At 72.3% G+C, this 22312-nt stretch carries 20 protein-coding genes; 1 reads left to right on the top strand and 19 read right to left on the bottom strand.

The genetic code is table 11. The annotated features are described in order from the left end of the window. Positions 1-9: 9 nt before the first annotated feature. The 8 genes from FXF65_RS22060 to tcuA all read right to left on the bottom strand — a co-directional run bounded on the left by FXF65_RS22060 (position 10) and on the right by tcuA (position 8785). The gene (locus FXF65_RS22060) at positions 10-423 is read right to left on the bottom strand and encodes a Zn-ribbon domain-containing OB-fold protein (RefSeq protein ID WP_148351885.1); all 414 of its coding nucleotides are present in this window, start codon (positions 421-423) and stop codon (positions 10-12) included. Further along, complete coding sequence (locus tag FXF65_RS22055) at positions 420-1583, bottom strand: thiolase family protein (RefSeq protein ID WP_148351884.1); 1164 nt, start codon at positions 1581-1583, stop codon at positions 420-422. Before FXF65_RS22055 ends, FXF65_RS22060 begins: the two co-directional genes overlap by 4 nt. Next, positions 1580-2821: a CaiB/BaiF CoA transferase family protein gene (locus FXF65_RS22050; protein ID WP_148351883.1), complete on the bottom strand. Its 1242-nt coding sequence runs from the start codon at positions 2819-2821 to the stop codon at positions 1580-1582. Before FXF65_RS22050 ends, FXF65_RS22055 begins: the two co-directional genes overlap by 4 nt. Beyond that, entirely contained in the window at positions 2818-4017 is a 1200-nt protein-coding gene (locus FXF65_RS22045; protein WP_222868673.1) for a CaiB/BaiF CoA transferase family protein, read from the bottom strand. Before FXF65_RS22045 ends, FXF65_RS22050 begins: the two co-directional genes overlap by 4 nt. Before the next feature lie 121 nt (positions 4018-4138). Beyond that, positions 4139-5221, bottom strand: coding sequence for an ABC transporter substrate-binding protein (locus FXF65_RS22040; RefSeq protein ID WP_148351881.1), 1083 nt, complete (start codon positions 5219-5221; stop codon positions 4139-4141). Between the two features lie 161 nt (positions 5222-5382). Then, positions 5383-6195, bottom strand: a complete 813-nt coding sequence (locus tag FXF65_RS22035; RefSeq protein WP_187412443.1) for a 2-keto-4-pentenoate hydratase — start codon at positions 6193-6195, stop codon at positions 5383-5385. A 78-nt stretch (positions 6196-6273) separates the two neighbouring features. Then, complete coding sequence (gene tcuB / locus FXF65_RS22030) at positions 6274-7371, bottom strand: tricarballylate utilization 4Fe-4S protein TcuB (protein ID WP_148351879.1); 1098 nt, start codon at positions 7369-7371, stop codon at positions 6274-6276. After that, on the bottom strand, positions 7358-8785 hold the full coding sequence (gene tcuA, locus FXF65_RS22025; RefSeq protein ID WP_148351878.1) for an FAD-dependent tricarballylate dehydrogenase TcuA: 1428 nt from the start codon (positions 8783-8785) through the stop codon (positions 7358-7360). The genes tcuB and tcuA overlap by 14 nt, the downstream gene beginning before the upstream one ends. A 228-nt stretch (positions 8786-9013) precedes the next feature. Here tcuA and FXF65_RS22020 point away from each other — a divergent pair, with 228 nt between their 5' ends. Next, positions 9014-9880, top strand: coding sequence for an LLM class flavin-dependent oxidoreductase (locus FXF65_RS22020; protein WP_187412442.1), 867 nt, complete (start codon positions 9014-9016; stop codon positions 9878-9880). Here FXF65_RS22020 and FXF65_RS22015 read toward each other — a convergent pair. From FXF65_RS22015 to FXF65_RS21965, 11 genes are all read right to left on the bottom strand, one after another. Next, a complete protein-coding gene (locus tag FXF65_RS22015; protein ID WP_148351876.1) occupies positions 9852-11630 on the bottom strand; it encodes an FAD-binding protein in 1779 nt (592 codons plus the stop codon). The genes FXF65_RS22020 and FXF65_RS22015 overlap by 29 nt on opposite strands. A 312-nt stretch (positions 11631-11942) precedes the next feature. Next, positions 11943-12614 (bottom strand): GntR family transcriptional regulator, encoded by a 672-nt coding sequence (locus tag FXF65_RS22010; protein ID WP_148351875.1) that lies wholly within the window; start codon positions 12612-12614, stop codon positions 11943-11945. Positions 12615-12624: 10 nt separating this feature from the next. After that, positions 12625-13884, bottom strand: a complete 1260-nt coding sequence (locus FXF65_RS22005) for an amidohydrolase family protein (RefSeq protein ID WP_148351874.1) — start codon at positions 13882-13884, stop codon at positions 12625-12627. A 90-nt stretch (positions 13885-13974) separates the two neighbouring features. After that, positions 13975-14916, bottom strand: a complete 942-nt coding sequence (locus tag FXF65_RS22000) for an acyl-CoA thioesterase domain-containing protein (RefSeq protein ID WP_148351873.1) — start codon at positions 14914-14916, stop codon at positions 13975-13977. A 39-nt stretch (positions 14917-14955) separates the two neighbouring features. Continuing rightward, positions 14956-16299 carry a 3-oxoacid CoA-transferase gene (locus FXF65_RS21995; RefSeq protein WP_148351872.1) on the bottom strand — a complete coding sequence of 448 codons (1344 nt, stop codon included), beginning with the start codon at positions 16297-16299 and terminating at the stop codon, positions 14956-14958. Next, a complete protein-coding gene (locus tag FXF65_RS21990; RefSeq protein ID WP_148351871.1) occupies positions 16296-16736 on the bottom strand; it encodes a Zn-ribbon domain-containing OB-fold protein in 441 nt (146 codons plus the stop codon). Before FXF65_RS21990 ends, FXF65_RS21995 begins: the two co-directional genes overlap by 4 nt. Then, entirely contained in the window at positions 16733-17893 is a 1161-nt protein-coding gene (locus FXF65_RS21985; RefSeq protein WP_148351870.1) for a thiolase domain-containing protein, read from the bottom strand. Before FXF65_RS21985 ends, FXF65_RS21990 begins: the two co-directional genes overlap by 4 nt. After that, positions 17890-19290 carry an MmgE/PrpD family protein gene (locus FXF65_RS21980; protein WP_187412440.1) on the bottom strand — a complete coding sequence of 467 codons (1401 nt, stop codon included), beginning with the start codon at positions 19288-19290 and terminating at the stop codon, positions 17890-17892. The genes FXF65_RS21985 and FXF65_RS21980 overlap by 4 nt, the downstream gene beginning before the upstream one ends. 72 nt (positions 19291-19362) lie before the next feature. Continuing rightward, positions 19363-20076, bottom strand: coding sequence for a 2,3-bisphosphoglycerate-dependent phosphoglycerate mutase (locus FXF65_RS21975; protein ID WP_148351868.1), 714 nt, complete (start codon positions 20074-20076; stop codon positions 19363-19365). Further along, positions 20073-20903 (bottom strand): HpcH/HpaI aldolase/citrate lyase family protein, encoded by an 831-nt coding sequence (locus FXF65_RS21970; protein ID WP_148351867.1) that lies wholly within the window; start codon positions 20901-20903, stop codon positions 20073-20075. The genes FXF65_RS21975 and FXF65_RS21970 overlap by 4 nt, the downstream gene beginning before the upstream one ends. Then, entirely contained in the window at positions 20903-22126 is a 1224-nt protein-coding gene (locus tag FXF65_RS21965; RefSeq protein WP_148351866.1) for a CaiB/BaiF CoA transferase family protein, read from the bottom strand. The genes FXF65_RS21970 and FXF65_RS21965 overlap by 1 nt, the downstream gene beginning before the upstream one ends. Positions 22127-22312 lie beyond the last annotated feature (186 nt).

Raw genomic sequence — 22312 nt, 5'->3', positions numbered from 1 at the left:
GGACTCCTGTCAGTCGGTGGCGAGTCGGAAGCGCGGGACGGACACGCCTTCGGCGACCTCGTCGAAGCAGACGGCGACGGCCGCGCCCACCCGGATCCCGTCGTCGGCCGGGCCGACGACGTTTCCGTACATCCGCGGGCCCTCGTCGAGCTGGACCAGGACCAGGTTGTACGGGACGTCGGCGGCGAAGGCCGGGTTGAACGCCCGCTGGTAGATCACCTTCGCGAAGACCTCGCCGCGTCCGGACAGGGCCGTCCACTCGGCGGAGTCGTCCAGGCACTTCGGGCAGAGCGGCTGGACGGGGTACCGGACGTGCGAGCACGACGCGCACCGCTGCATGCGCAGTTCGCCCGCTGCGCACCCGTCCCAGAACGGACGGTTCTCGTCGGTGACAGTCGGGATGGGCTTCTCGGGGGTCGTCATCGTCCGCCTCCGGTGAGCAGCAGGGCGCTCGCGGTGTTCAGGACGAGCCCGCGGCCGCCGACGAGCGCGACCTCGGCGTCCGGCGCCTGCCGGTCGCCGGACGCGCCGCGCAGCTGCTCGACGGCCTCGATGAGCGTCCACCAGCCCTGCGGGTGCCCGGCGGACAGGTGCCCGCCGTGCGTGTTGACCGGCAGCTCGCCGCCCGGACCGATGCGTCCTCCCTGCACGAACGGCCCGCCCTCGCCGACCTTGCAGAACCCGGCGTGCTCAAGCCAGAGGATCGTGCTGATGGTGAAGTTGTCGTACAGCTCGGCGACGTCGACGTCCTGCGGCCCGAGTCCGGCCATCGCGTAGGCGCGGTCCATCGCGGCCTTCTGGTGCGGGCCGTACCACCACTCCTCGCACTCGTGGTCCTGCGTGATGAAGCCCTGTCCCATGCCCGCGATCGTGATCACCGGCTGCCTGAGATCGCGGGCCCGCTCCGCGGTGGTGACGATGACGCACGCTCCGCCGTCGCTGACCAGGCAGCAGTCCAGCAGCCGGAACGGCTCGACGATCATCTTCGAGGCGTGGTGGTCTTCCAGGGTGATCGGGTTCCGCATCATGGCGGCCGGGTTCATCGCGGCGAACGCGCGGGCGCTCACGGCGACCTCGCCGAGCTGGTCGTCGGTCGTCCCGTAGAGCGCCATGTGACGGCTCGCGGTGATCGCGCTCCACGTCGCCGCCCCGAACGCGCCCCACACGCCGTTGTTGGCGGTCTCCACGCCGAGGTAGCCGCCCGCCGCCTGGAGCGGTCGGCGCTTGCCCGTCTTGGCGGCGTCACCGAAGCAGCACGCGACGTACTCGGCCATGCCGGACGTGACGGCCATCGCGGCGAGCTGCACGAGGTTGCCCGCCGTCGCGCCGCCCATCGCGAAGCTGCCGGTGTACTTCGGGTTGATGCCGAGGGCCCGGCCGAGGCGCAGGTAGTCCAGCGCCCAGTGCATGTCGGTCGTGCCCGGCTCGGAGAGCAGCCCGTCGATGTCGTCCTTGGCCAGGCCGGAGTCGGCGAGCGCCGTCTTGAAGGCGTCCGTCTCCAGCGAGAGGTTCGTCGATCCCGGCAGCTTGCCCTGCGGGGTGAGCCCCACCCCGACGATCGCCGCGCGCCTGGACGGGTTCATCCGAGCACCCCGCGTCCGGCCAGCTCGTCGATGGTCGCGTCGTCCAGGCCGAGCACCCGGGAGCAGACGTCGCGGGTGTGCTGGCCGAGCAGCGGCGCGGGCGTCCGCATGATCGCGCCCACGTCGCCGCCGTCGACGCCGCGCAGCCGGTACGGCGGGGCGTTGTATACGGACGGCCCCATCTCGGGATGGTCGAGCACGGCGAAGTGGCCCCGGTGCGCGAGCTGCGGGTCGGACTCGATCAGGTCGCCGAAGGTGTTGACCGCCGCCGCCGGCACTCCCCGCGCCTGGAGGCGGGCCGCCAGCTCGAACGGGTCGGCGGCCGCCGTGCGCTTCGCGAGGGCGGCGTCGATCTCGTCGTGCGCGGCGTGGCGGTCGGCGGCGGCCGGGTACGCGTCGGCGAGTTCGGGAACGTCGAGCTCAGCGGTGAGGCTCGTCCACTGCGCGTCGTCGAGGACGCTGATCGCGATCCAGCGGTCCTCGCCCGCGGCGGGGTAGACGCCCTGCGGGGCGGCGTAGTCCGCGCGGTTGCCCCGCGGTCCGTTGTCCCGGCCGTTCACCGAGCAGTCGAGGACGGCCGGTCCCAGCAGGGAGACCATGGTCTCGGCCTGGGAGAGGTCGATGTACTGCCCCTCCCCCGTCCGGCGGTGGTGGCGCAGCGCGACGAGGACGGCGAACGCGGAGTGCGCGGGCGCGGGGACGTGGTCGGGGTAGTTCGTCCCCGTCCCGACCGGCACCCGGCCCGGCAGGCCGGACAGGTGGTAGAGGCCGGTCAGCGCGCTGACCGTCTGGCCGTAGCCGACGACGGAGGCGTCCGGGCCGGTCGCGCCCTGCATGCCCATCTCGAGGAAGATGATGTCGGGCTTCACCGCGCGGGCCTGCTCGTAGCCGAGGCCGAGGCTTTGGAGCGTGCCAGGCGTGAAGTTGCTGGCGACCACGTCGGCGGTCGCGATCAGCCTCAGCACCAGGTCGACGCCCGCCGGGTCCTTCAGGTTGATCGTCACGCCCAGCTTGTTGCTGTTGCGGTCGGCGAAGTACCCGCTGCGGTTGACGCTGCCCTCGCGCCTGCCTCCGGCGAACGGCGGCAGGACGCGCAGCCGGTCCGTCCGCTTGGCGGACTCGATCCGGATGACCTCGGCGCCGTGGTCGGCGAGCGTCCGGGTCGTGTACGGGCCGGCGCCGAGCCAGGTGAAGTCGACGACGCGGACGCCGTCCAGCGGCAGGGCGGTGACCGTCATGACTGCGCTCCAAGGGTCAGCGGGCCGACCACGTCGGCGGTGTGCGCACCGGGCGACGGCGCGGGGACCGTCTCGGCGCGGGGGCACGCGGACAGGGTGAACGGCGTGCCGGGCATCCGCAGCGTCCGCCCGGTCGGCGGGTGCGGGACGTCGACGAAGTAGCCGCGCGCCGCGAGCTGCGGGCCGGCGATCAGATCGGCGGGCGTGTTGACCGGGCAGAGCGGCAGCCGCGCCCGCTTGGCCGCCTCGTACAGCTCCGCCTTCGTCCGGTTCATGGCGAACCGGCCGAAGATCGTCGCGAACTCGGCCTTGCCCTCGTCGCTGGAGTTGTAGGCGTCGTCCTTCCACTTCGGGTCGCGCAGCGAGGCCGCGCCCTCGACGCCTTCGGCCTCGAGCCAGCCGACGAGCTCGTCCCAGAAGACACCGAGGCCCTTGGCCAGCAGGTAGACGTGGCCGTCCCGGCACGGGTAGACGCCGACCGCGGCCTGCCGCGCCTCGCCGCCGTTGCGGCGCCGGTCGACGTGTTCGAGGGCGTACCACTGGACCGCGTTCTCGTGCGCCATGACGACGGCCTCCTGCGCCGACACGTCCACCAGTTGGCCGCGTCCGGTCCGCTCGGCCTGGAGCACCGCGAGCATCGTGCCGACCGCGGCGAACTGGGCGGCCGCGAGCAGCGCCTGGTCGCCGTATGCGCGGGTCGGGATGCCGTCGGCGTAGCCGCCGAGGCCGAGCAGCCCGCCGAGGGCCATCAGCACGAGGTCGGTCGCCTGGTGATCGGCGTACGGGCCGTCCGTGCCGAACGGCGTCACGACCGTCATGACCAGCTCTGGGCGGAGGGCGCTGAGTTGGTCGTAACCCAGCCCGAGCGCGTCGAGGTTGCCCACCACGCCGCTGCCGTCGAGCACCACGTCGTAGGAGGCGGCCAGCGCGCGGAACGCGACCCTGCCCTCCTCCGCGTCCAGGTCGAGGACGATGGAGCGCTTGTTGGCGTTGTAGTAGGCGAACGCCAGGCTCGTGTCCGGTCCCGGCTCGTCGGCCACGTACGGGGCGGCCCGCCGCGTCGCGGCCCCTCCGGGGGGTTCGACCAGCACGACCTCGGCGCCCTGGTCGGCCAGCAGCTTGCCGGCGTACTGGCCGTAGGGCCCGGGGATCTCCAGCACGCGCAGGCCCGACAGTGCCGACAGTGCCGCGGACATCAGCGCCCTCCTAGATTGCATTCTTTTTGTACACAATAGTTCCGGGCCCGGGGCGGGGCGACCGCCCGACGCCCCGGGCCCGCGGCTTCGCGCCGTCCGGTGTCCGGTGTCCGATGTCCGGTCAGGACTTGAGCTTGTCGCCCCAGACCTTGGTCAGGTAGCCCGAGTCCTCGATCGCCTTCACGAACGTGAGGTTGTACACCTTGTCCAGCTCCAGGTTCGCGTAGGCCTTGGCGTCCATGGCCTTGAGGCCGGTGACCATCGCCTGGCCCGCGGCGGCGTCGGGGGTCGGGTCCATCTGCAGCTCACCGGGGGTCGAGTAGGTGTTGTAGCCGCGGACGACGTCCGGGTCGTCGATCGGCTTCGCCTGCCACTTCGAGATCACCTTCATCGCCGCGTCCTTGTTGGCCTTGTCCTGCAGCCAGTGGATCGAGTCGACGAGGCTCTCGATGAACGCGACGACCGTGTTCGGGTTCGACTTCCCGAACTTGTTCGCGATCGTGATGCCGCTGCCGAGGAACGGCTTGTCGGTCTGGTCGAGCATCTCGCGCATGCCCGCCTTCTTCGCCTTCGTCGCCGAGGGCTCGGTGAGCAGGGTGGCCGAGACCCGGCCCGTCGTCAGGGCCGCGACCCGGTTGGACGAGTTGCCTGTCGGCAGCAGCGTCATCCCGTCGGTGGAGGACTTCAGCTCCGTGAACGCCTGCCGGGTGGCCATGTCCGAGCTGTCGCCGGCCGCCGAGATCGCAACCTTCTTGCCCTTGAGCTGCTCGACGTTGGTGATGTCGGGCCGCACGTAGAGCTTGAAGTCGCTCAGCTTGCGCAGCGCGCCGACGATCTCGAGCGGCTGGTTGCGGCTGACGGCCTGGAAGGACGTCGTCGCCTCGCCGAGGAAGATGTCCGCGGCGCCGGAGACCGTGGCGATCGCGCCGACGCTGCTCGTGCCGTGGACCACCTTGACCGTGAGCCCGTGCTTGGCGAAGAAGCCCTCGTCGGCGGCGATCCACAGCGGTGCGGTGCTCGCGGAGTCCGAGCCGTACGTCACCGTGATACTGGCCTTCTCCGGCTTCCCGCCGTTGGCCCCCGGCTTGGCGGTCCCGCCGCCGTCGTCCCCACAGGCGACGAGCGAGACGCTCAGCGCGGTGGCGAGGGCACCGGCCGCGAGGAGGCGGCCCCACGTCCTTCCGCGGGAAACGCTTACACCCATTGCTTGTCTCCGTTCACCCAGCTGCCCACCGCACAGACCGCCTGTCCGGCATTTTCCATACAGCTTGTATGCGACACCGTAGTGAGCGGCGTCACCCCTGGTCAAGAGTTTCGAGCCGCTGGTGGGGGCACGATCGCATGTCGCCCTCCAAAACGGACAGATCAGGGCACTTCCAGCTCCACGCGGCCGAGCGCGCCGAAGTCCGCGTAGTAGTTGTGTGCACCGGCCACCGGGACCGGCGCCGTGATGGACCCCGTGATGAGGTGCTGGCCCGCCTTCAGCCCCCGCCCGTTCAACGCCAGACTCCGGCACACGCGGGTCAGCGACAGGTACGGGTCGTCCAGGGTCGCGGGCGAGGTCTCGCCGGTGCCGAGCACGCCCTCCTCGCTGCCGATCTCGCCCGACAGCGCCGCCAGGTCGACCGACGCGGGATCCACCGGCTCCCCCACCACGATTCCCCAACTGTTCAGCGAGTTGCCCAGCCGAACCGCGACGGACATGCCTTTGACCAGGCGTCCCGAGTTGACCTCCAGCGCGGGGACGACGGCCTCGACGGCGTCGCGCGCCTCCTGCACGGTGACGTCGGGACCGGCCAGGTCCTTGCCCAGCACCACGCCGACCTCGGGTTCGAGCTTGAGGTTCGGGACCTCCTCGGCCACCCGCGCGCCCGACGCCAGGATCCGGCTCTCCAGCAGGAAGCCGTGCGGGCGCACCCCCTCGCCCATCCCGTCGCGCGCGCCCCGCGAGGTCAGGCCGATCTTCCAGCCGCCGAGCCGCTCACCGGCGGCCTCCCAGGCGGCGAGGACGCCGAGTTGGAGCCGGAGGCCGGTCGCGAAGCCGGCGTCCCCCACGGCCCGCAGCGCGGGCGGGACGTCCTCGCCGAACAGGTTTCCCCGCGCCAGGTGGAACAGTGCGCGCACCGCCGCGTCGTACTGCTCCTGGGACGGTTCGGTGGTCATGCCGCTGCCGGTCATCCGAGCTCCTTGATCAATTTGCATGCAATGGGTATGGAGAAACGCGGTCCCGCTAGGCGGTCCCGCTAGGCGGTCCCGCTAGGCGCTCGCGCGGCGGCGCGACTCGCGGTTGTCGTACTGGATCGACAGCACCCGGTAGACCCAGTGGAAGAACTTCGTGTACGGCGCGATCGCGAACGCGACGATGACGGTGGCGAGGTGCAGCCCGAGGACGGGCCCGAACACGGGCGTCGCCCGCAGCACCAGCACCGCCAGGCCGCTGAGCATCAGCGCGAGCAGCGCCCAGAGCAGCGCGTGGTCCGCCCTGCGCATGGACTCGGTGCTCTGCAGGACGTCCGCGCGCCGCTTGAGCACCAGCAGGCCGACGCAGCCGACCGAGGCGAGGACGCCGCCGATCGTCCCCGAGAGCACCGGGACCGACACCACGTCGTACGGCGGCGCCGAGTCGAGGAACGTCTCCAGGATGAAGGCGGAGACCGTCGAGACGAACGTCAGCAGGAACCCGTAGGCCACCATGTGGTGGAACCTGCGACGGGCGCCCGCCGGTTCCCCGTCCGGGTAGGAGCAGCCCTCCTGCCCGCCCGTCTGGTGCCGCAGCGTCGCGGCCTGCCCGAACGTCCGCGTCCACGCGGCGAGGTCGGTGAGGCCCGCGAGCGTCCCGCCGATGTCGCGCCAGTAGCGCCAGGCCGCGCGGGCCATGACCAGCAGCGTGAAGATCGTGGGGATCAGCACGATGACGGCCAGCGTGAAGTGCGGGATCAGCTCGTACGGCGAGCGCGTGTGGGATCCGTCGACCACCGAGGACTCGCCCATGAGCAGGGCCAGGACCGCGACGAGGACGGCGCTGCCGAGGAAGGCCGCGAGCACGCCGCGCCGCCCGCGCAGCGCGGCGGGCGGTTCGGCCGGCCAGACGTAGGACCCGTAGGTCTCCTCGCGCACGGACGCGAACACCTGCGGCGGGTTCACGGCGAACTCGTGGGGCGGCGAGTACATGCACGCCGTGAAGCAGTCCTGGCAGTCGTGGCACAGGTTGGACAGGTGCGTGACGTCCGTGACGGTCAGCTGGGTGCGCAGTTCGAGCGCCGGCCACACCGGGCAGTACCCCGCGCAGTAGCGGCACGAATTGCAGATGTTGAGCTGGCGCTCGGCTTCGGCGAACAGGTCATCGGAGAGCATGCCGCGCGGCCTCCCGTCCCGATATGCGGCCCCAGACGGTGCCGATGGTCATGCCGAAGCCGGCGAGGTAGCCGGAGGAGAGGACGTTGCCCGACATGATCTCGCCGGCGGCGAAGACGTTCTCCATGGTCGAGCCGTCCTCCAGGACGACCCGCCCGCCGGCGTTCACCTTCACGCCCATGTAGGTGAAGGTGATGCCGGGACGGACGGTGATGCCGTAGTACGGCGGGGTGTCGATGCGCTGCGCCCAGTTCGTCTTGGCCGGGACGACCCCGGCCGTGGCGACGCCGTCCAGGCCGCCGGGATCGAAGCGCCCGGCCGCGTCGGCGGGCGCGCCCGCGTTGAACCGCTCGATCGTGGTGCGCCCAGGCTCGGTGGGCAGGCCCATCGCGTCGAGGACCCCGGCGATCGAGTCGGCCTTGTAGACGCCGTACATCGGCGGCAGGAACAGGCCCTGCACCTTGCTGTCCCAGACGCAGTAGCCGATCTGGTCCGGCTGGCCGGCGAGGTTGCGTCCCCAGATCGCGTAGCGCTTGGGCCAGATGTCCTCGCCCTCGTCGTAGAACCGCTCGCCCTTCTTGTTCAGGACCACGCCGAACGGGATCGAGTCGATGCGGGTCGCGATGCCGCCGTCGAACTTCGGGCTGCGCGCGTCCACGGCGACGGAGTGGAACCCGCGCTGCTCACCCGCGACCGCGGCGCCGTTGTCGAGCAACTGGCGGAGGACCAGTCCGTCGTTGAAGCGCGGTCCGCGGATGTGGTAGTTCGACACGGCGTCGCCCCAGTACTCGCGCAGCCAGTCGAGGTTGGCCTCGAATCCGCCGCTGGCGCAGACGACGGCGGTGGCGGTGACCGTTACCCGCTTGCCCCCGACGTCGACGACCAGCGAGTTGCAGCGGGGGCCGTCGAATTCGAGGGACTCGACCTTGGCCTCGTACCAGACCGGGATGCCGCGGCGTTCCAGCTCGCGGTAGTAGCCGTTGATGAGCGCCTTGCCGCCGCCGAGGAAGAAGCGGTTGGTCCGGCCGAGGTGCAAGGTTCCGGCCAGCGGCTTCTGCCAGAGGGCGCCGTGCGCGCTCATCCAGTCCGGCACGCTCTCGGACTCGGTGACCGTGAGCTCCGCGAGGTCCTCGTCGCTCGGGCCGGTGCCGACGCCGCAGAGGTCCTTCCACAGCTCGTCGTAGGGGTACGCGCCGGTGTTGTAGTCGTCCGCGGACCGGTGGACGCAGCGGATGTTCCGGGTGTGCCGGCTGTTGCCGCCGCGGAACGTCCGGTCCGCCCGTTCGAGGACGAGGACCCGGGCGCCCTGGTCGTGCGCGCTCATGGCGCTCACCAGGGCGGCGTTGCCCCCGCCGATGACGACGACGTCCCACCTCTCCGGCCGGTCGGGCGCGCGCCGGTGAACTTCTGCCACCGAACTCCCTCCTTACCTAGGAGTTGCATGCAAAGTGCATACACGATGGCCACCCTGGCAAGGTCGCGTCGCCATGTCAACCAGGTGAGTGCGCTGAACAGGACGAAGACCAAATTTCATGCCGACACCGGGCGCCTGGATGGACCTTGGCCAGGATTGTATGTTACTTGTGCACAATACGCCCGTGCGGTGTCCTGCCGACGGGCGGCGCTCTCGGAGGAGGACAGCATGTACGGACACGACCTCCGGTGGTCGCTGAAGACCGTCCAGCGCAGGTGGTCCTTCCAGGACACCCTGACGCTCTGGAAGATCGCCGAGGAGTACGGCTTCCACGCCGTCTACCTGAACGACCACCTGTACGGCGACACGCTGGAGTCCTGGACGATGCTCGCCGCGATGTTCTCGCGCACCGAGACCGTCCGGGGCGGGACGCTCGTCACCTCCAACTCGTTCCGGCATCCGGCGATCCTGGCCAAGATGACGGCGACCGTGGACGTGATCAGCGGCGGCCGCCTCATCGTGGGACTCGGCGCCGGAAACGAGGCGGCCGAGTACCACGCCTACGGTCTGGACTTCCCTCCACCGGGCGAACGGGTGCGACGCCTGGAGGAGAGTTGCCAGGTGCTCGAAGCCGCGTGGTCCGGGCAGCCGAGCACGATGTCAGGGCGCTTCTACTCGCTGCGCGACGCGACCTTCGCGCCGCGGCCCGTCCAGGATCCGCGTCCCCACCTGCTGCTCGGCGTGAAGGGCGACCGGGCGCTCCGGGTCGCGGTGCGCCATGCCGACGAGTGGAACTGGAACCGCGGCCACGCCCCGACCCGCGAGTTCCTGAAACGCAACGCGCGGCTGGACGAGCTGTGCGCCGAGATGGGCCGCGACCCGGCCTCGCTGCCGCGCGGCCTCGGCTACCGGCGCCTGCTCGCGCAGATCGAGGCGGGCGAGGAGACCTTCGAGGCCGCCGTCGCCGACGCGCGGGACTGCGTGCGCGGCGGCGCGAGCCAGATCGTGTTGATGCTCGGCGCGCCGGAGCGGCAGCGCGCCGAGATCGACTTCTACCGCTCCACCTTCATCCCCGCGGTGCGGGAAGGGCTGTGACCTCCCGGTCGCGAAGGGCCGCGCAGAGTTCGCGGACGACCCGGCGCCAGTCGCCGACGATCCCGACGTCGGCGACCTCGAAGATCTTCGCGTCGGGATCCACGTTGACGGCGAGGATCCGGCCCGCGCTCACGAACCCGGCCGAGTGGTTGAACCCGCCGTTCGCGCCGATGGAGACCACGAGTTCCGGGGCCAGCGAGCGTCCGGTGATGCCGATCTGCCGGGTGCGCGGCAGCCATCCGCTGTCGGCCACCTTGCGGGTCGCCGCGAGAGGGCCCGCACCGAGCAGTTCGCGCAGCTCGTCGAGCTCCCCGTACTCGCCCGGGTCGACGCCGCGGCCCACCACGACGACGCAGCGCGCGCAGCCCAGCTCGCGGGCGTCGACGTCGGGGTCGCGCGTCGGCGAGTAGATCACCTTGGAGACCGAGGCGACCAGCACCGTCTCGATCGGGGCGCGGCCGGGGACGTCGCCCGGCGGCGGCGACCCGGCGAGCGCGCCCGACCGGACCGTGGCGAGCAGGGTGGGCGACGAGCTGCTGATCGGCACCATCGCCTGGCCGGAGAACGCGGCCTTCCAGGCGACGACGGCGCCGTCCTCGACGGTGAACCGCACGGCGTCGCCGACGAGCCCCCAGCCCAGCCGCGCCGCGATCCGCGCCGCCAGCTCGCGGCCCCAGTTCGTCGCGTCGAAGATCACGCAGTGCGGCCGCGCCCGTTCGATCTTGGCGCAGATCGGCCGGACCCAGTCGTCCGGGGCGTTCGCCCCGCAGAAGCGCAGCACGCCGTCCACCGCGCCGGCGACCGCGCCGACGTCGTCCCCGACCACGCCGACGACGCGCCGCCCGGCGCGCCGGGCCAGCGCCCGGACGGCGTTCAGCAGGTCCGGGTCGACCGGGCCCGACGTCGGGTCCGCGAGGTACCAGACGTCGCGCCCGTCCGCCGCTCGCGGGACCGCGGACCCGCCGGACGAGGAGAGGTCGACGCCGGGCGCGGGCGGCAGCGCGTCGAGAAGCCGGAGCGCCTCCTCGGCCGACGCCGTACGGGCTCCGGCCCGCCCGTTCCCGATCGCGGTCTCCAGCACGGTGCCGACCTGGGTCGGCGACGCCGCCAGCCCGACCTCGCCGGGCTGGAAGCCGAGGTCGGCGGCGGTCCGGTGGCCGATCCGGGCGGCGGGCACGGCGGCGCACTCGTCCGGCGACGCCTTCGACGGCGCGCAGAGCCGCTCGGCGGCGGACGCGACGGCCGGCAGCAGCACCTCGACGTCGGCGTAGCCGCCGTCGAGCTCGACCATCGCGACGGCGACGCCGTCGACGACGTGCAGCGTCTTGCACGGGCCGATGAACGGCAGCCCCAGCAGCTCCGCCAGCTGGGCGTTCACCTGGCCGGTCTCGGAGTCCAGGGAGTACTCGCCGGTGAGGACGAGGTCGAACTCGCCCTCCCGCTCGATGGCGCGCGCCAGCACCCGGGCGGTGATCAGGGTGTCGCTGCCCGCGAAGGCGGGGTCGCTGATCAGGACGCCGCGGGTCGCGCCGCGCGCGACCATCTCCCGCACCGTCTGCTCGGCGCTCGGCGGGCCCATGGTGAAGACGACGACCTCGCCCTGCTCGCCGGCCATGGCGACCGCCTGGGCGTTGGCCCGCCGGCAGTAGGAGTTCGTCTCCAGGCGCACCTGGTCGCGCACCAGTTGACCGTTCTCGAGTCGCATCTCGGACGGGTGCGGAATCTGCTTCGCAAGCACGGCGATTCGCATCTACGAAACCTTCCTCGTGACATGGGTAGGTCGACGACGCTCGGCGGCGCGCACGAAGACGGCGCCGGGAGCGATCGTCGGTGAGCGGCTCGAAGGGGGCTTACGGGGCGCCGGAGGGCGCGCGCATCGCGGATGCCGCGACGGACCGCGGGCACGCTGCCGCCCGCCATGGGTGGGATCTCACGCGCCGTCCCCGGCGGGGGCGGCGGAACTCGGCCTCGGAGCTTCTGGCTCCGGGCTGGTCGGCGGGCGAGCCGTCGTCAGCGGACGGCGGTCGTCAGCGAGTAGCCGTCTTCGGCAGGCGGGGCGTCGTCAGCCGGTGCCGGCCACGTCGCCGAGCTCGACGTACAGCGAGGCCACGCGCAGCTCGCGGTTCCTCCGGAAGTGGTCGGTCGTCAGCGCGGACGCCTGCTCGGCGTCGCGCGCCGCGATCGCGTCGAGGATCGCGCCGTGCCGGGCCCGCACCTCGTCGTAGCGCGCCGGCGCGGCGAGCATCGTCCGCGGCCAGAGCCGCAGGTGGCCGTCCAGCCGCTGCAGGACGTCGAGCAGCGACTCGTTGTGGGCGGCCCGCCAGATCGCGCGGTGGAACTGGGCGTTGTTGGCCGCGACCGCCTCGGTGTCGTGCGGGTCGAGCTCGTCGAACACCGCCAGCAGCCGGTTCAGCGTGCGCAGGTCGTGCTCGGTCCGGCGCTCCGCGGCGAAGCGCCCGGCGAGCGCTTCGAGCACGCCGCGCGTGTCGTAGATGTCGAGAAGCTGCTCGGGGTTCCGTTCCCGGACGAACAGGCCGCGCGGCCGGCGCTCGGCGAGACCGTCGTGCTCGAGCCGGATGAGCGCGTCACGGATCTTCGTCCGGCCCAGGCCGAAGCGGTCGGCGAGACCCAGCTCCACCAGATGCACACCGGGCTGGAGCTCGCCTTCCAGGATCGCCTGCCTGAGCACCTCGTACGCGCTCATCTGCTCCCCGACATCTTCGACACGTGCCATCGGGCTCAGTCTAGGACGCGAGTCCGTAGAGCCTGAGGGCGTTCTCGCGGGTGATCTTGCGGCGCACCTCGTCCGACAGCCCCTGGAACTGGTGGTCGTTCACCTGCTCCGACCGCGGCCACGTCGTCATCGGGTGCGGGTAGTCGTTGGCGTACATGTAGTTGTCCTCGCCGATGATGGGCGTGGCCAGCAGCCCGGTGCGGTCCTCCTGGAAGGTGAACCACACGTTGCGCTTCAGGTACTCGCCGGGGGCGAGTTCGAGGCCGAGGCGCTTGTCGTGGTTCTGCAGCCGGTCGACGACGCCCGGGACCCAGCTCGTGCCGAACTCCGCGGCGACGAGCTTGAGCCGCGGGAACCGGTCGAACAGCCCGCCGTAGATCATCTCGGCGAAGGAGAACTCGATCTCCAGCTGGCCGCCGATGAACCAGCGGGCCTGCTTGAGGCCGTCGATGGCGCCGGACGTCCGGGCGAAGGCCATGTGGCCGAGGATCTGCTTGAACCGCCCGGTGCTGGTGTGCATCGCCAGCGGCACGTCGGCCTCCTGCGCGATGGACCAGATCCGGTCGAACTTCGGGTCCGCGTAGGAGGTGCCCACCGGCACCGACGACGCGATCTGGAACGCGCGGACGCCCCGGTTCAGGTACTTCTCCATGTCCGCCGCGGCCTGCTCGGGGTTCAGGATCGAGAGCATCGGCTGGGCGATCAGCCGGTTCGGGGCGTAGGAGACGTAGTCCAGCAGCCACTCGTTGAACGAGTCCACGATGTCGTGGAAGAAGGGCTCGTTCGTCGCGCTCATCTCGTAGAGGTGGCGGAGCTGGCTCGGGTAGAGCACCTCGATCTCGACGTTGTCACGGTCCATGTCCTTGAGCCGCGCGGCGGGGTCGATGCCCGGTCCGGGGTAGTCCTCGTAGCGGAAGCCCTTGCGGAACGCCTCCGCCTCCGGGGAGCCGGTCCCGGTGTAGGTGCCGGTGGCCGAGCGCCACTTCTCCCGGGTGGTGGTCACGTCCTGGTCGAGGTTGCCGATCGCGAGCCCGACGTACTCGTGCGAGCAGTCCTCGACGTAGGCCTCCTTGCTCGCGCCGAGCTGGGTGGCCAGCGAGGCGGACTCGTGGCCCGGATGGTCCTTCCAGCCCTCGACGACGAGGAAGATGCCCTGGTCGGTCTGCACCGACCGCGGCGCGAGGTCGCCGTGCTTCTTCTGCACGCGCTCCCACGTGGCCGGCACCTCGTTGACGTGCGAATCGGCCGAGACGATCTTGTAGCTTGCCACGCTCGCTCCCTACTCCCAGTACCTCGGTGCGCCAGGTTCGGCCTTCCCTCCCGAGGTATTGTTCAGCATTGCATACAATGAAATACAGTGTCAACCATTAGTATGCAATCTGGCTTGCGGGGCCGTTCTGAAGGCGAACTGCCCGCCGCCGACCGCGACGCCGTCGACCGCCAGTTCCACGCGGGCGAAGGCCATCGCGCGTCCACGGCGCAGCAGGACGGGCCGCGCGGTGAGCACGCGCCCGGCGCCGGGGCGCAGGTACTGGTAGGTGCCGTCCGCGCACGACCACGGGCCCGGTCCGGCGACGTGGGCCGCCGCCCGCGCCGCGACCGCGTACAGCACGCCGCCCTGGACGTGGCCTACGCGGTTGCCCATCTCCGGCCCGATCACCAGGCCCGCGCGCGGCGGATCGCGGTCCGCCCACACCGGCTCGACGAGCTCGTCCTCCAGCGGCCGTCCGGTCCCGGCGGCCCGGCGCGCGGCGGAGCGGACGCTCTCCACGAACCTCCGCTCCGCCGGATCCAGGTCGTCCAGGCCGATCACCGGCAGCGGGACGGTGTGCTCCCGCTCCCAGTCGGTGGTGAGGCGCGCGCGTCCCTCGGGCGTCGGCAGCACCATGAAGCTGCCCTGGGCGTGCGCGACCACCCGGTCCCCGGCGCGGAGCACGGCGCGCGACGCCGCGAACCCGTCGACCGGGGGCTCGGCGGACGCCTCGCCGACGATCTCCCCGGACACCGGCGCATGCAGGTGCTGGACCGACAGCGACACGGTGCCGAGCCGGGCGCCCGGCCCGATGTGCGAGCGGATCGCGGCGGCGAGCACGAGGTCGGCGAACACGTCCAGGCCCACCAGCGAGACCCGGCCGGTCCGCCCGTCGGTGCCGGGCGGCGCGTTCATGGTGAGCCGGGACCGGCCGGGCGCCCGGCTCGGGCGCCCGGTGATACCCGCCAGGTGGCCGATCGGATGCAGGCCGCGGACGCGGGTGGCCGCGACGGCCGCCAGCGCGCGCCGCACGACGGCCTCGTCTGACACGCCTCCGGCTGACACGCCTCTATCCGACACGGGACGCGGTCAGTGGTCGAAGGCGAGTTCGGTCAGCTCGGCGATCTCGGCGGCCTCGAACCCCGGCGCGACCCGCTCCAGGCGGAACCGTCCCGCCTCGCGCCGCAGCACGCACAGGTCGGTGACGACGACGTCCACGCAGGCCACGCCCGTCAGCGGGAAGGAGCAGCGGCTGACCAGCTTCTGGCCGCCGTCGTTCGTCAGGTGCGGCATCGTGACGATCAGGGTCGCGTCGCCCGCCGCGAGGTCCATCGCGCCGCCGATCGTCCCGCCCGCGCGGTTCGCCGTCGCCCAGTTCGCCAGGTTCCCCTCGGCGTCGACCTGGAGCCCGCCGAGGACGGTGTAGTCGAGCTTGCCGCCGCGGATCATCTCGAACGAGGTGAGCGTGTCGAAGAAGGACGCGCCGTCCCCGAGGTGGACGTAGAAGCTGGCCGCGTTGTAGACGTCCTGGTCGTAGTCGTCCGCGGTGGCGTCCTCTCCCATGCCGAGGATGCCGTTCTCGGCCTGGGTGACGATGCCGCGCCCGGCGGTGAAGTTCGAGACGAGCGTCGGGATGCCGAGGCCCAGGTTGACGTAGGACGAGTCCGGGATGATCTCGGCGCACACCTGCGCCATCCGCCGCCGCGTCCACCCGGGCTTGCCGTTGTAGACGGCCGCCTTGTCGATGTCGGCCCCGCCCCGGCGCTTGGCGGGGAACGGGACGATCTCCGGCGCCCGCTGGACGACGCGGTGCACGAAGACGCCCGGCAGGTCCACCTGCTCGGGTTCGAGGGCGTCGACGACCTCGGTCGCCTCGACGATCACGACGCCGGCGGCCTTGGCCATGCTCGGGTTGAGGTTGCGTCCGACGCCGCGGAAGCTGACGTTGCCGTAGCGGTCGGCCCGGTGCGCCCGGATGAAGGCGAAGTCGAGCGGCAGGGCGCGCTCGAAGATGTACGCCTCGCCGTCGAACCAGCGGACGTCCTTGCCGGCGGCGACCTTCGTGCCATAGCCGGTGCGGGTGTAGAACCCCGCGATCCCGGCTCCGGCTGCGCGCAGCCGCTCCACCAGAGTCCCCTGCGGGACCAGCTCGATGCCGACCTCCCCGGAGCGGATGTACTCGTCGGCGCCCTGCGAGATCGACACCGTGATGTGGCTGATCCGGTGGGCTTCCAGCAGCGTCCAGACGGAGTTCGGGTTCCCGCCGAGGGAGTTCACGACGACGCGCAGGTCCTTGACGCCGCGGTCGAACAGCGCCGGGATGAGCGCCTGGTACGTGCGGGAGTGGCCGAACCCGCCGACGCCGAGCCGCGCTCCCGCCGGGATGTCGGCGACCGCGTCGGCGGCGCTCGCGTAGACCTTGTCGACCGTCATGCCGTCACCGGCCTGAAACGTGGCAGGGCGGCGTCCGCCGAGGCCCGGTGGAAGACCACCTCGACCTCCTGGCCGACCCGCACCGACTCGACGTCGCAGTCGACGATGTTCGTCATCATCCGCGGCCCTTCGGCTAGTTCGACATAGGCCAGCACGTACGGCGCGGCGGCGTAGTCGCCCGCCCCGCGCCGCACGACCGAGAACGTGTAGACCGTGCCGCGGCCGCTCGCGTCCTCCCACCCCGTGTCGGTCGAGTGGCAGAACGGGCAGACCATGCGCGGGTACCAGTGCGCCTCGCCGCACGCCGCGCAGCGGCGCACGAGGAAGCGGCCCTCGGTGGTCGCGGTCCAGAACTCGGCGAGCTCCGGGGCGATCTCGGGGACGGGCGTCGCGAGGGCCGGCGCCGCGACGACCTCGAAGACTCGCGCGGGGCTCACGCGGCGTCCTCCCGGCCGAGCACGAGGACGGCGCTGCGCATCCGCGCGGCGAGGTCGCCGCCGACGCCGCTCACGACCCCGATCTCGCAGTCCGGCACCTGGACGGCCGGGTGCGCCTCCGCGCGCAGTTGCCGCACCGCCTCGATGATCTTCATCATGCCCCCTCGGTTGCTGGGATGGTTGTTGCACAGCCCGCCGCCGTCGGTGTTGAACGGCAGCCGCCCGGACGGCGCCACCAGCCCGCCGTCCTCGACGAACCGTCCGCCCTCGCCCTTCGCGCAGAAGCCGAGGTCCTCGATCTGCTCGATGACGGCGATGGTGAACGAGTCGTAGATCGAGGCGTAGTCGACGTCGGCGGCCGTGATCCCGGCCTCCGCGTAGGCGCGGGGCGCGGCGTACGCGGCCCCGGAGACCGTCACGTCGACCTTGCCGCCCGCGCTGTGCCGGGGCGCCTCGCCGTGGCCGAGCAGCGTGACGCCGCGCCGCGGGAGGTCGCGCGCGACGTCCCGCGAGACCAGCACGATCGCCCCGCCGCCGTCCGTCACGACGCAGCAGTCGCCGCGGTGCAGCGGGTCGGCGACGAGCGGCGACTCGATGACGTCCTCGACCGTCAGCACCTTCCGGAGGAAGGCGTTCGGGTTGTGCTGGGCGTGCTGCGACGCGGCCGCCTTCACCATGGCCAACTGCTCGCTGGTCGTGCCGAACTCGTACATGTGCCGGCGCGCGGCCAGCGCGTAGCTCGCCATCGGCGGACGCGTGCCGAAGACGGTCTCGAACGGGTCCTCCGGCGGCGGGGTGCCGCCCATCGGCCCGCTGCGCGCCTTGCCCGCCAGGGTGATCAGCGCGACCGAGCACTTGCCCGCCGCGATCGCCGCCGCCGCGTGGCCGACGTGGTACAGCGGCGACGCGCCGCCGCTCTCGGTCGAGTCCATGTACCGCGGCCGCAGGCCGAGGTGGTCGGCGACGGAGAGGCCGCCGACGCCGGGCGCGTCCCGGCCGGTGAACAGGCCGTCCACGTCAGCGAGGGTCAGACCCGCGTCGGCGACGGCGCCGAGCGCCACCTCGGCGTGGAGCTGCATCACCGACATGTCCGGCAGCTTGCGGCCGGGATGCTCGAACGCGCCGACGATCGACGCCGTGCCGCGGATCCCGCTCATCTGTTCTCCTCGTCCTCGCTCGTGGACGGCCCCAGGTCGGCGAGCCGGCCGATGACCTCGCCCGCGTCCGCGGCCTCCGCGATCCCCCACCAGTCGGCGCGGAGTTCCGCGCGGCGCGCCGCGCCGACGACGCCCCGGGTGGCGCGGTCGAACTTGTCGTCCACGTCGTCGCGGGTCATCGGGTCGCGGAAGTGGCCGCGGTGGTAGCGGACGTCCTCGACGCGCTCGCGGCCGTCGGTCGTCCGGAACACCGCGCGGATCGGATGCGCCCTGGTCACGCCGTCGAGCCGGGCGCGGATCGCGTCGAACTCCGGGCTGGACGTCGCCCGGATCCGCCGCATGATCGGCCGCAGCGCCGGGTCGAGGACGCGTTCCGGACGGTAGGAGTCCAGCGTGATGCCGCCGTCGACGAGGGCGACGGCGAGCATGTACGGGAGGCTGTGGTCCGCCGTCTCCCTGGTCCGCGGGTCGTACTTGGCCGGGTCGCACACGTGCCGCAGCGCGTGGTCGGCCATGGTGAGCTCGATCGACTCGATCTCCTCGACCGGCGCCCACTCCCGGATCCGCGGCGCCAGGTCGAGCAGCCCGAGGCATTGGCTCTCGGCGGGATAGGGCTTCTGGTGCGCCATCTCCATCACGCTCGGCCCGCCCGGACTGACCGGCAGCCGCGGCTCGAACTCCCCGGTGACGTGGAACAGGCCGTAGTAGCCCTCGAACGGCTCGGGCGCCGACGTGAATCCGGCCTGGGCGAGCTGCGCGCAGAAGACTCCGTTCTTCACCGCGAACGCGGTGGAGCCGCCTTTCGTCATCGCCAGCGCGCCGCCCCAGCGGTGGACGCCGAGCGGCAGCGCCGTCGTGAGCGCCAGCGAGGCCGCCTCGCCCATTCGCTCCCGGTCGAGCCCGAGCAGGACGCCGCAGCCGAGCGCCGTCGCCGCGCCCATGAAGAGGCCCTGGTCGAAGTTGGCCCGGTCCGTCGCCGCCCCGAGCCCGCCGAGGATCTCGTAGGCGAGGGTGATCGCGGTCAGCAGGTCCGCTCCCGAGGAGCGGGTGACCTCGGCGGTCGCGAACAGGCCCGGGATCATGTCGCTCGGATGGCCGCCGGCCTTGGCCTGCATCCCGTCGTTCCAGTCGTAGGTGCGCACCATGACGGCGTTGGCGAACGCCGCCGCCTCCGGCGCGACGCCCCGGCGGCGGCCGATCACCGTGGCGCCCGGACTCGCCGCCGACCGCACGGCCAGGTCCGCGGCCAGCCGCGCGGGCTCGGCGGCGGTCCCGGCGATCGCCACGGCGACGGCGTCGACGAGATGGGCGGTCGCGGACTCCCGCACGGCCGCCGGGAGCTCGGTCCGGGCGGAGTCGAGCGCGAAGTCGACCAGGCGCTCGGTCGTCTTGTCCAAGCCGAAGCCACCTCTCGCGGGCCGTATGGAAGTTGCATGCTATTTGTATGCAGCGTCAGCCTAGAGACGGGATCAGCCGAACGTCAAGGTTTCTCCTGGTGCTCCGCCCTGGGCCAGCACCTCCGCGATCCCCGCGCGGGCGGCCTCCGGGTCGAGATAGCGGCCGCCCCGAGGAAATGGACGGAACCCTTCGTCGAACTCGTATACAAACGGCACACCGGTCGGGATATTGAGCCGGGCGACCTCGTCCGCGTCGAGGCCGTCGAGGTACATGCACAGCGCGCGAAGGCTGTTGCCGTGCGCCACGACGAGCGTGACCTCGCCCCGCGCGACGCCCGGCGCGACGGCGGAGTGCCAGTACGGCAGGAGCCGCCGGCGGACGTCCGCCAGCGACTCGCCGCCCGGCGGCGCGTGCTCGTACGACCGCCGCCAGCAGGCGAACAGCTCGTCCCCCGCCTCGGCTCGCACCTCGGCGCGGGACCGGCCTTGCAGCACGCCGTAATGGCGCTCGTTGAGCCGCCAGCTGCGCCGGACGTCCGCGTCGACGGCCCCCGAGCCCGCCGCGGCCAGTTCGGCGGTCGCGATCGCGCGCGACAGGCCCGAGGTGTGGATCACCCGCGGGACCACGCCGTGCGCCGCGATCAGCTCCCCCGCCCGCGCCGCGTCCCGCCGTCCGCGCTCGCTCAGGGGCACGTCGAGCCACCCGCTGAAGGCGTCCGCGCCGTTGCCCGTGCTGTGCCCGTGCCGCAGCAGAACGAGCGCCCGCCGCACAGGCGACGGTGTCATCGAGCGGATGGAACGGGCCGGCCGGTCAGCCGCTCGTGCAGGTCGAGCAGCGCGCGGGCGCGGCGGGCCACCGGGCGGTCGACGAACTCGCCCGCGTCCGTCCTGGCCGGTCCGCCCGCGGCGTCCTCGAAGGCGCCGAGGATCCCGCGCGCCCAGGCGACCTCGTCGGCGGACGGCGTGAAGACGTCGTGGATCACCGGGAGCTGCTTCGGATGGATCGCCGCCTTGCCGAAGAAGCCGAGGTCGCGCACGTGCTCGGCCTCGCGGCGCAAGCCGGCCTCGTCGTCCAGGTAGGGGTAGACGCCGTCGACCGGCGCGGGCAGCCCGGCGGTTCTCGCGGCCAGCACCACGGCGCCGCGGGACGCGAGCATGGGCATCTCGCCCGCGCCGAGCGACAGGTCGCGCCGCAGGTCCATGCCGCCGATCGACACCGACGAGCACAGGCCCGACGCGGCGATCTCGGCGGCCATCGCTATCCCGCGCGCCGACTCCAGCGCGGCCGTCAGCGGAGTGCCCGGACGGCGCTCGGCGACCCAGGCCAGGTCCTCGGGCGCCTCCACCTTCGGCACCCGGATGCCGAACGACCCTGCGGGCAGCGCGGCGAGGTCGCGCTCCGCGTCCGCGCCGCGCGCCTCGTTGATCCGGACCCGGGCGGCGCGGTCCGGCGCGTCGGCGAGGGCGGCGGCCACGTTCCAGCGCGCCTGCTCCTTCCGGTCCCGGGGCACGGCGTCCTCGAGGTCGAGGATCACCGCGTCGGCCTCGCTCGCGATCGCCTTGAGGAGCACGTCGGCACGGTGCCCGGGTGCGAACAGGTAGCTGCGCAGCATCAGATCACCCCTTCCAGTCGCAACCGCTCGATCTCGTCGGCCGACATCCCGAGCAGGCCGGAGTAGACGTCGTCGTTGTCCTGGCCGAGCCGCCGTCCGGTCGAGCGGATCCCGCCCGGCGTCTCGGAGAGCCGGAACATCACGTTCTGCATGAGCAGCGGGCCGAGGTCCTCGTCCGGCACCCGGGTGACGGTCTCGCGCTCCTGGACGTGCTTGTCCGCGACCAGCTCGCTCACGTCGTAGATCGGGACGATCGCCGCCTCCGCGTCGGTGAAGGCGGTGAGCACGTCCGCCATGTCGCGCTCCCTGATCCAGTCGGCGACGACCGCGTCGAGCAGGTCCGCGCGCGCGGCCCGCTCGCCGGCCTTGTCGAACCACGGCTCACGGGTCACCTCCTCGTGCCCGACCAGGCGCATCACCCGCCGCGCGATCGACGTCGCGCTCGCCGACACGGCGACCCAGCGGCCGTCCCGCGTCTCGTAGAGGTTGCGCGGGGCGTTGTTGGGCGAGCGGTTCCCGTTGCGGGACGGGACGACGCCGAGCTGGTCGAAGACCGAGACGGCGGGCCCGAGGATCCCGAGCAGCGGCTCCAGCAGCGAGACGTCGACGACCTGGCCGCGCCCGGTCCGCTGCCGGTGGTACAGCGCGAGCGCCACGGCCAGCGCGCCGGCGACCCCGGCGACGCCGTCGGCCAGCCCGAACGGCGGAAGGGTGGGCGGCCCGTCCGCCGGGCCGGTCTGGTGCGCGAACCCGCTCATCGCCTCGGCGAGCGTGCCGAAGGCGCGGCGCTCGGCGTACGGGCCCGTCTGCCCGAAGCCTGACACGCGCAGCATCACCAGGCCCGGGTTGATCTCATGGAGCCGCTCGGGCCCGAGGCCCCACGACTCCAGCACGCCGGGGCGGAAGTTCTCGACCAGCACGTCGGCCCGCGCGACGAAGCGCCGCAGCACGTCCTGGCCCGCCGGGGTGCGCAGGTCCAGGGTCGCCGTGCGCTTGTTGCGGCCGATCACCTTCCACCACAGGCCGTGGCCGTCCTTCGTCCAGCCGTGGGTGCGGGCCGGGTCCCCGGCCGGGCTCTCGATCTTGATGACGTCCGCGCCGTAGTCGCCCAGCAGCATCGCGGCGATGGGCGCCGCGTAGACGAATCCCAGATCCAGGACGCGGATGCCCGACAGCGGGCCGCCGGGAGCCTGTCGATCGGCGCTTCCGGCCGGTGCGTTCATGGCAGATCTTCCTTCGGCTCTGCCGGGCGGGCGCGTCCGCCCAGATTATATTCCACGAGTATGCAATCCCATCTCGTTCTGCCCCGCGGCAGCCGGGACCGCCGGGACCGCCGGGGACGACGACGGGCCGCCGCGACATCCGTCGATCGCGGCGGCCCGCCGTCGTGGCCCTCCGGTCCCGCGGCG

Origin of the sequence: Actinomadura syzygii (assembly GCF_008085905.1) — a bacterium.
GTDB lineage: Bacteria > Actinomycetota > Actinomycetes > Streptosporangiales > Streptosporangiaceae > Spirillospora > Spirillospora syzygii.
This window is presented reverse-complemented; position numbering and strand designations above follow the sequence as displayed.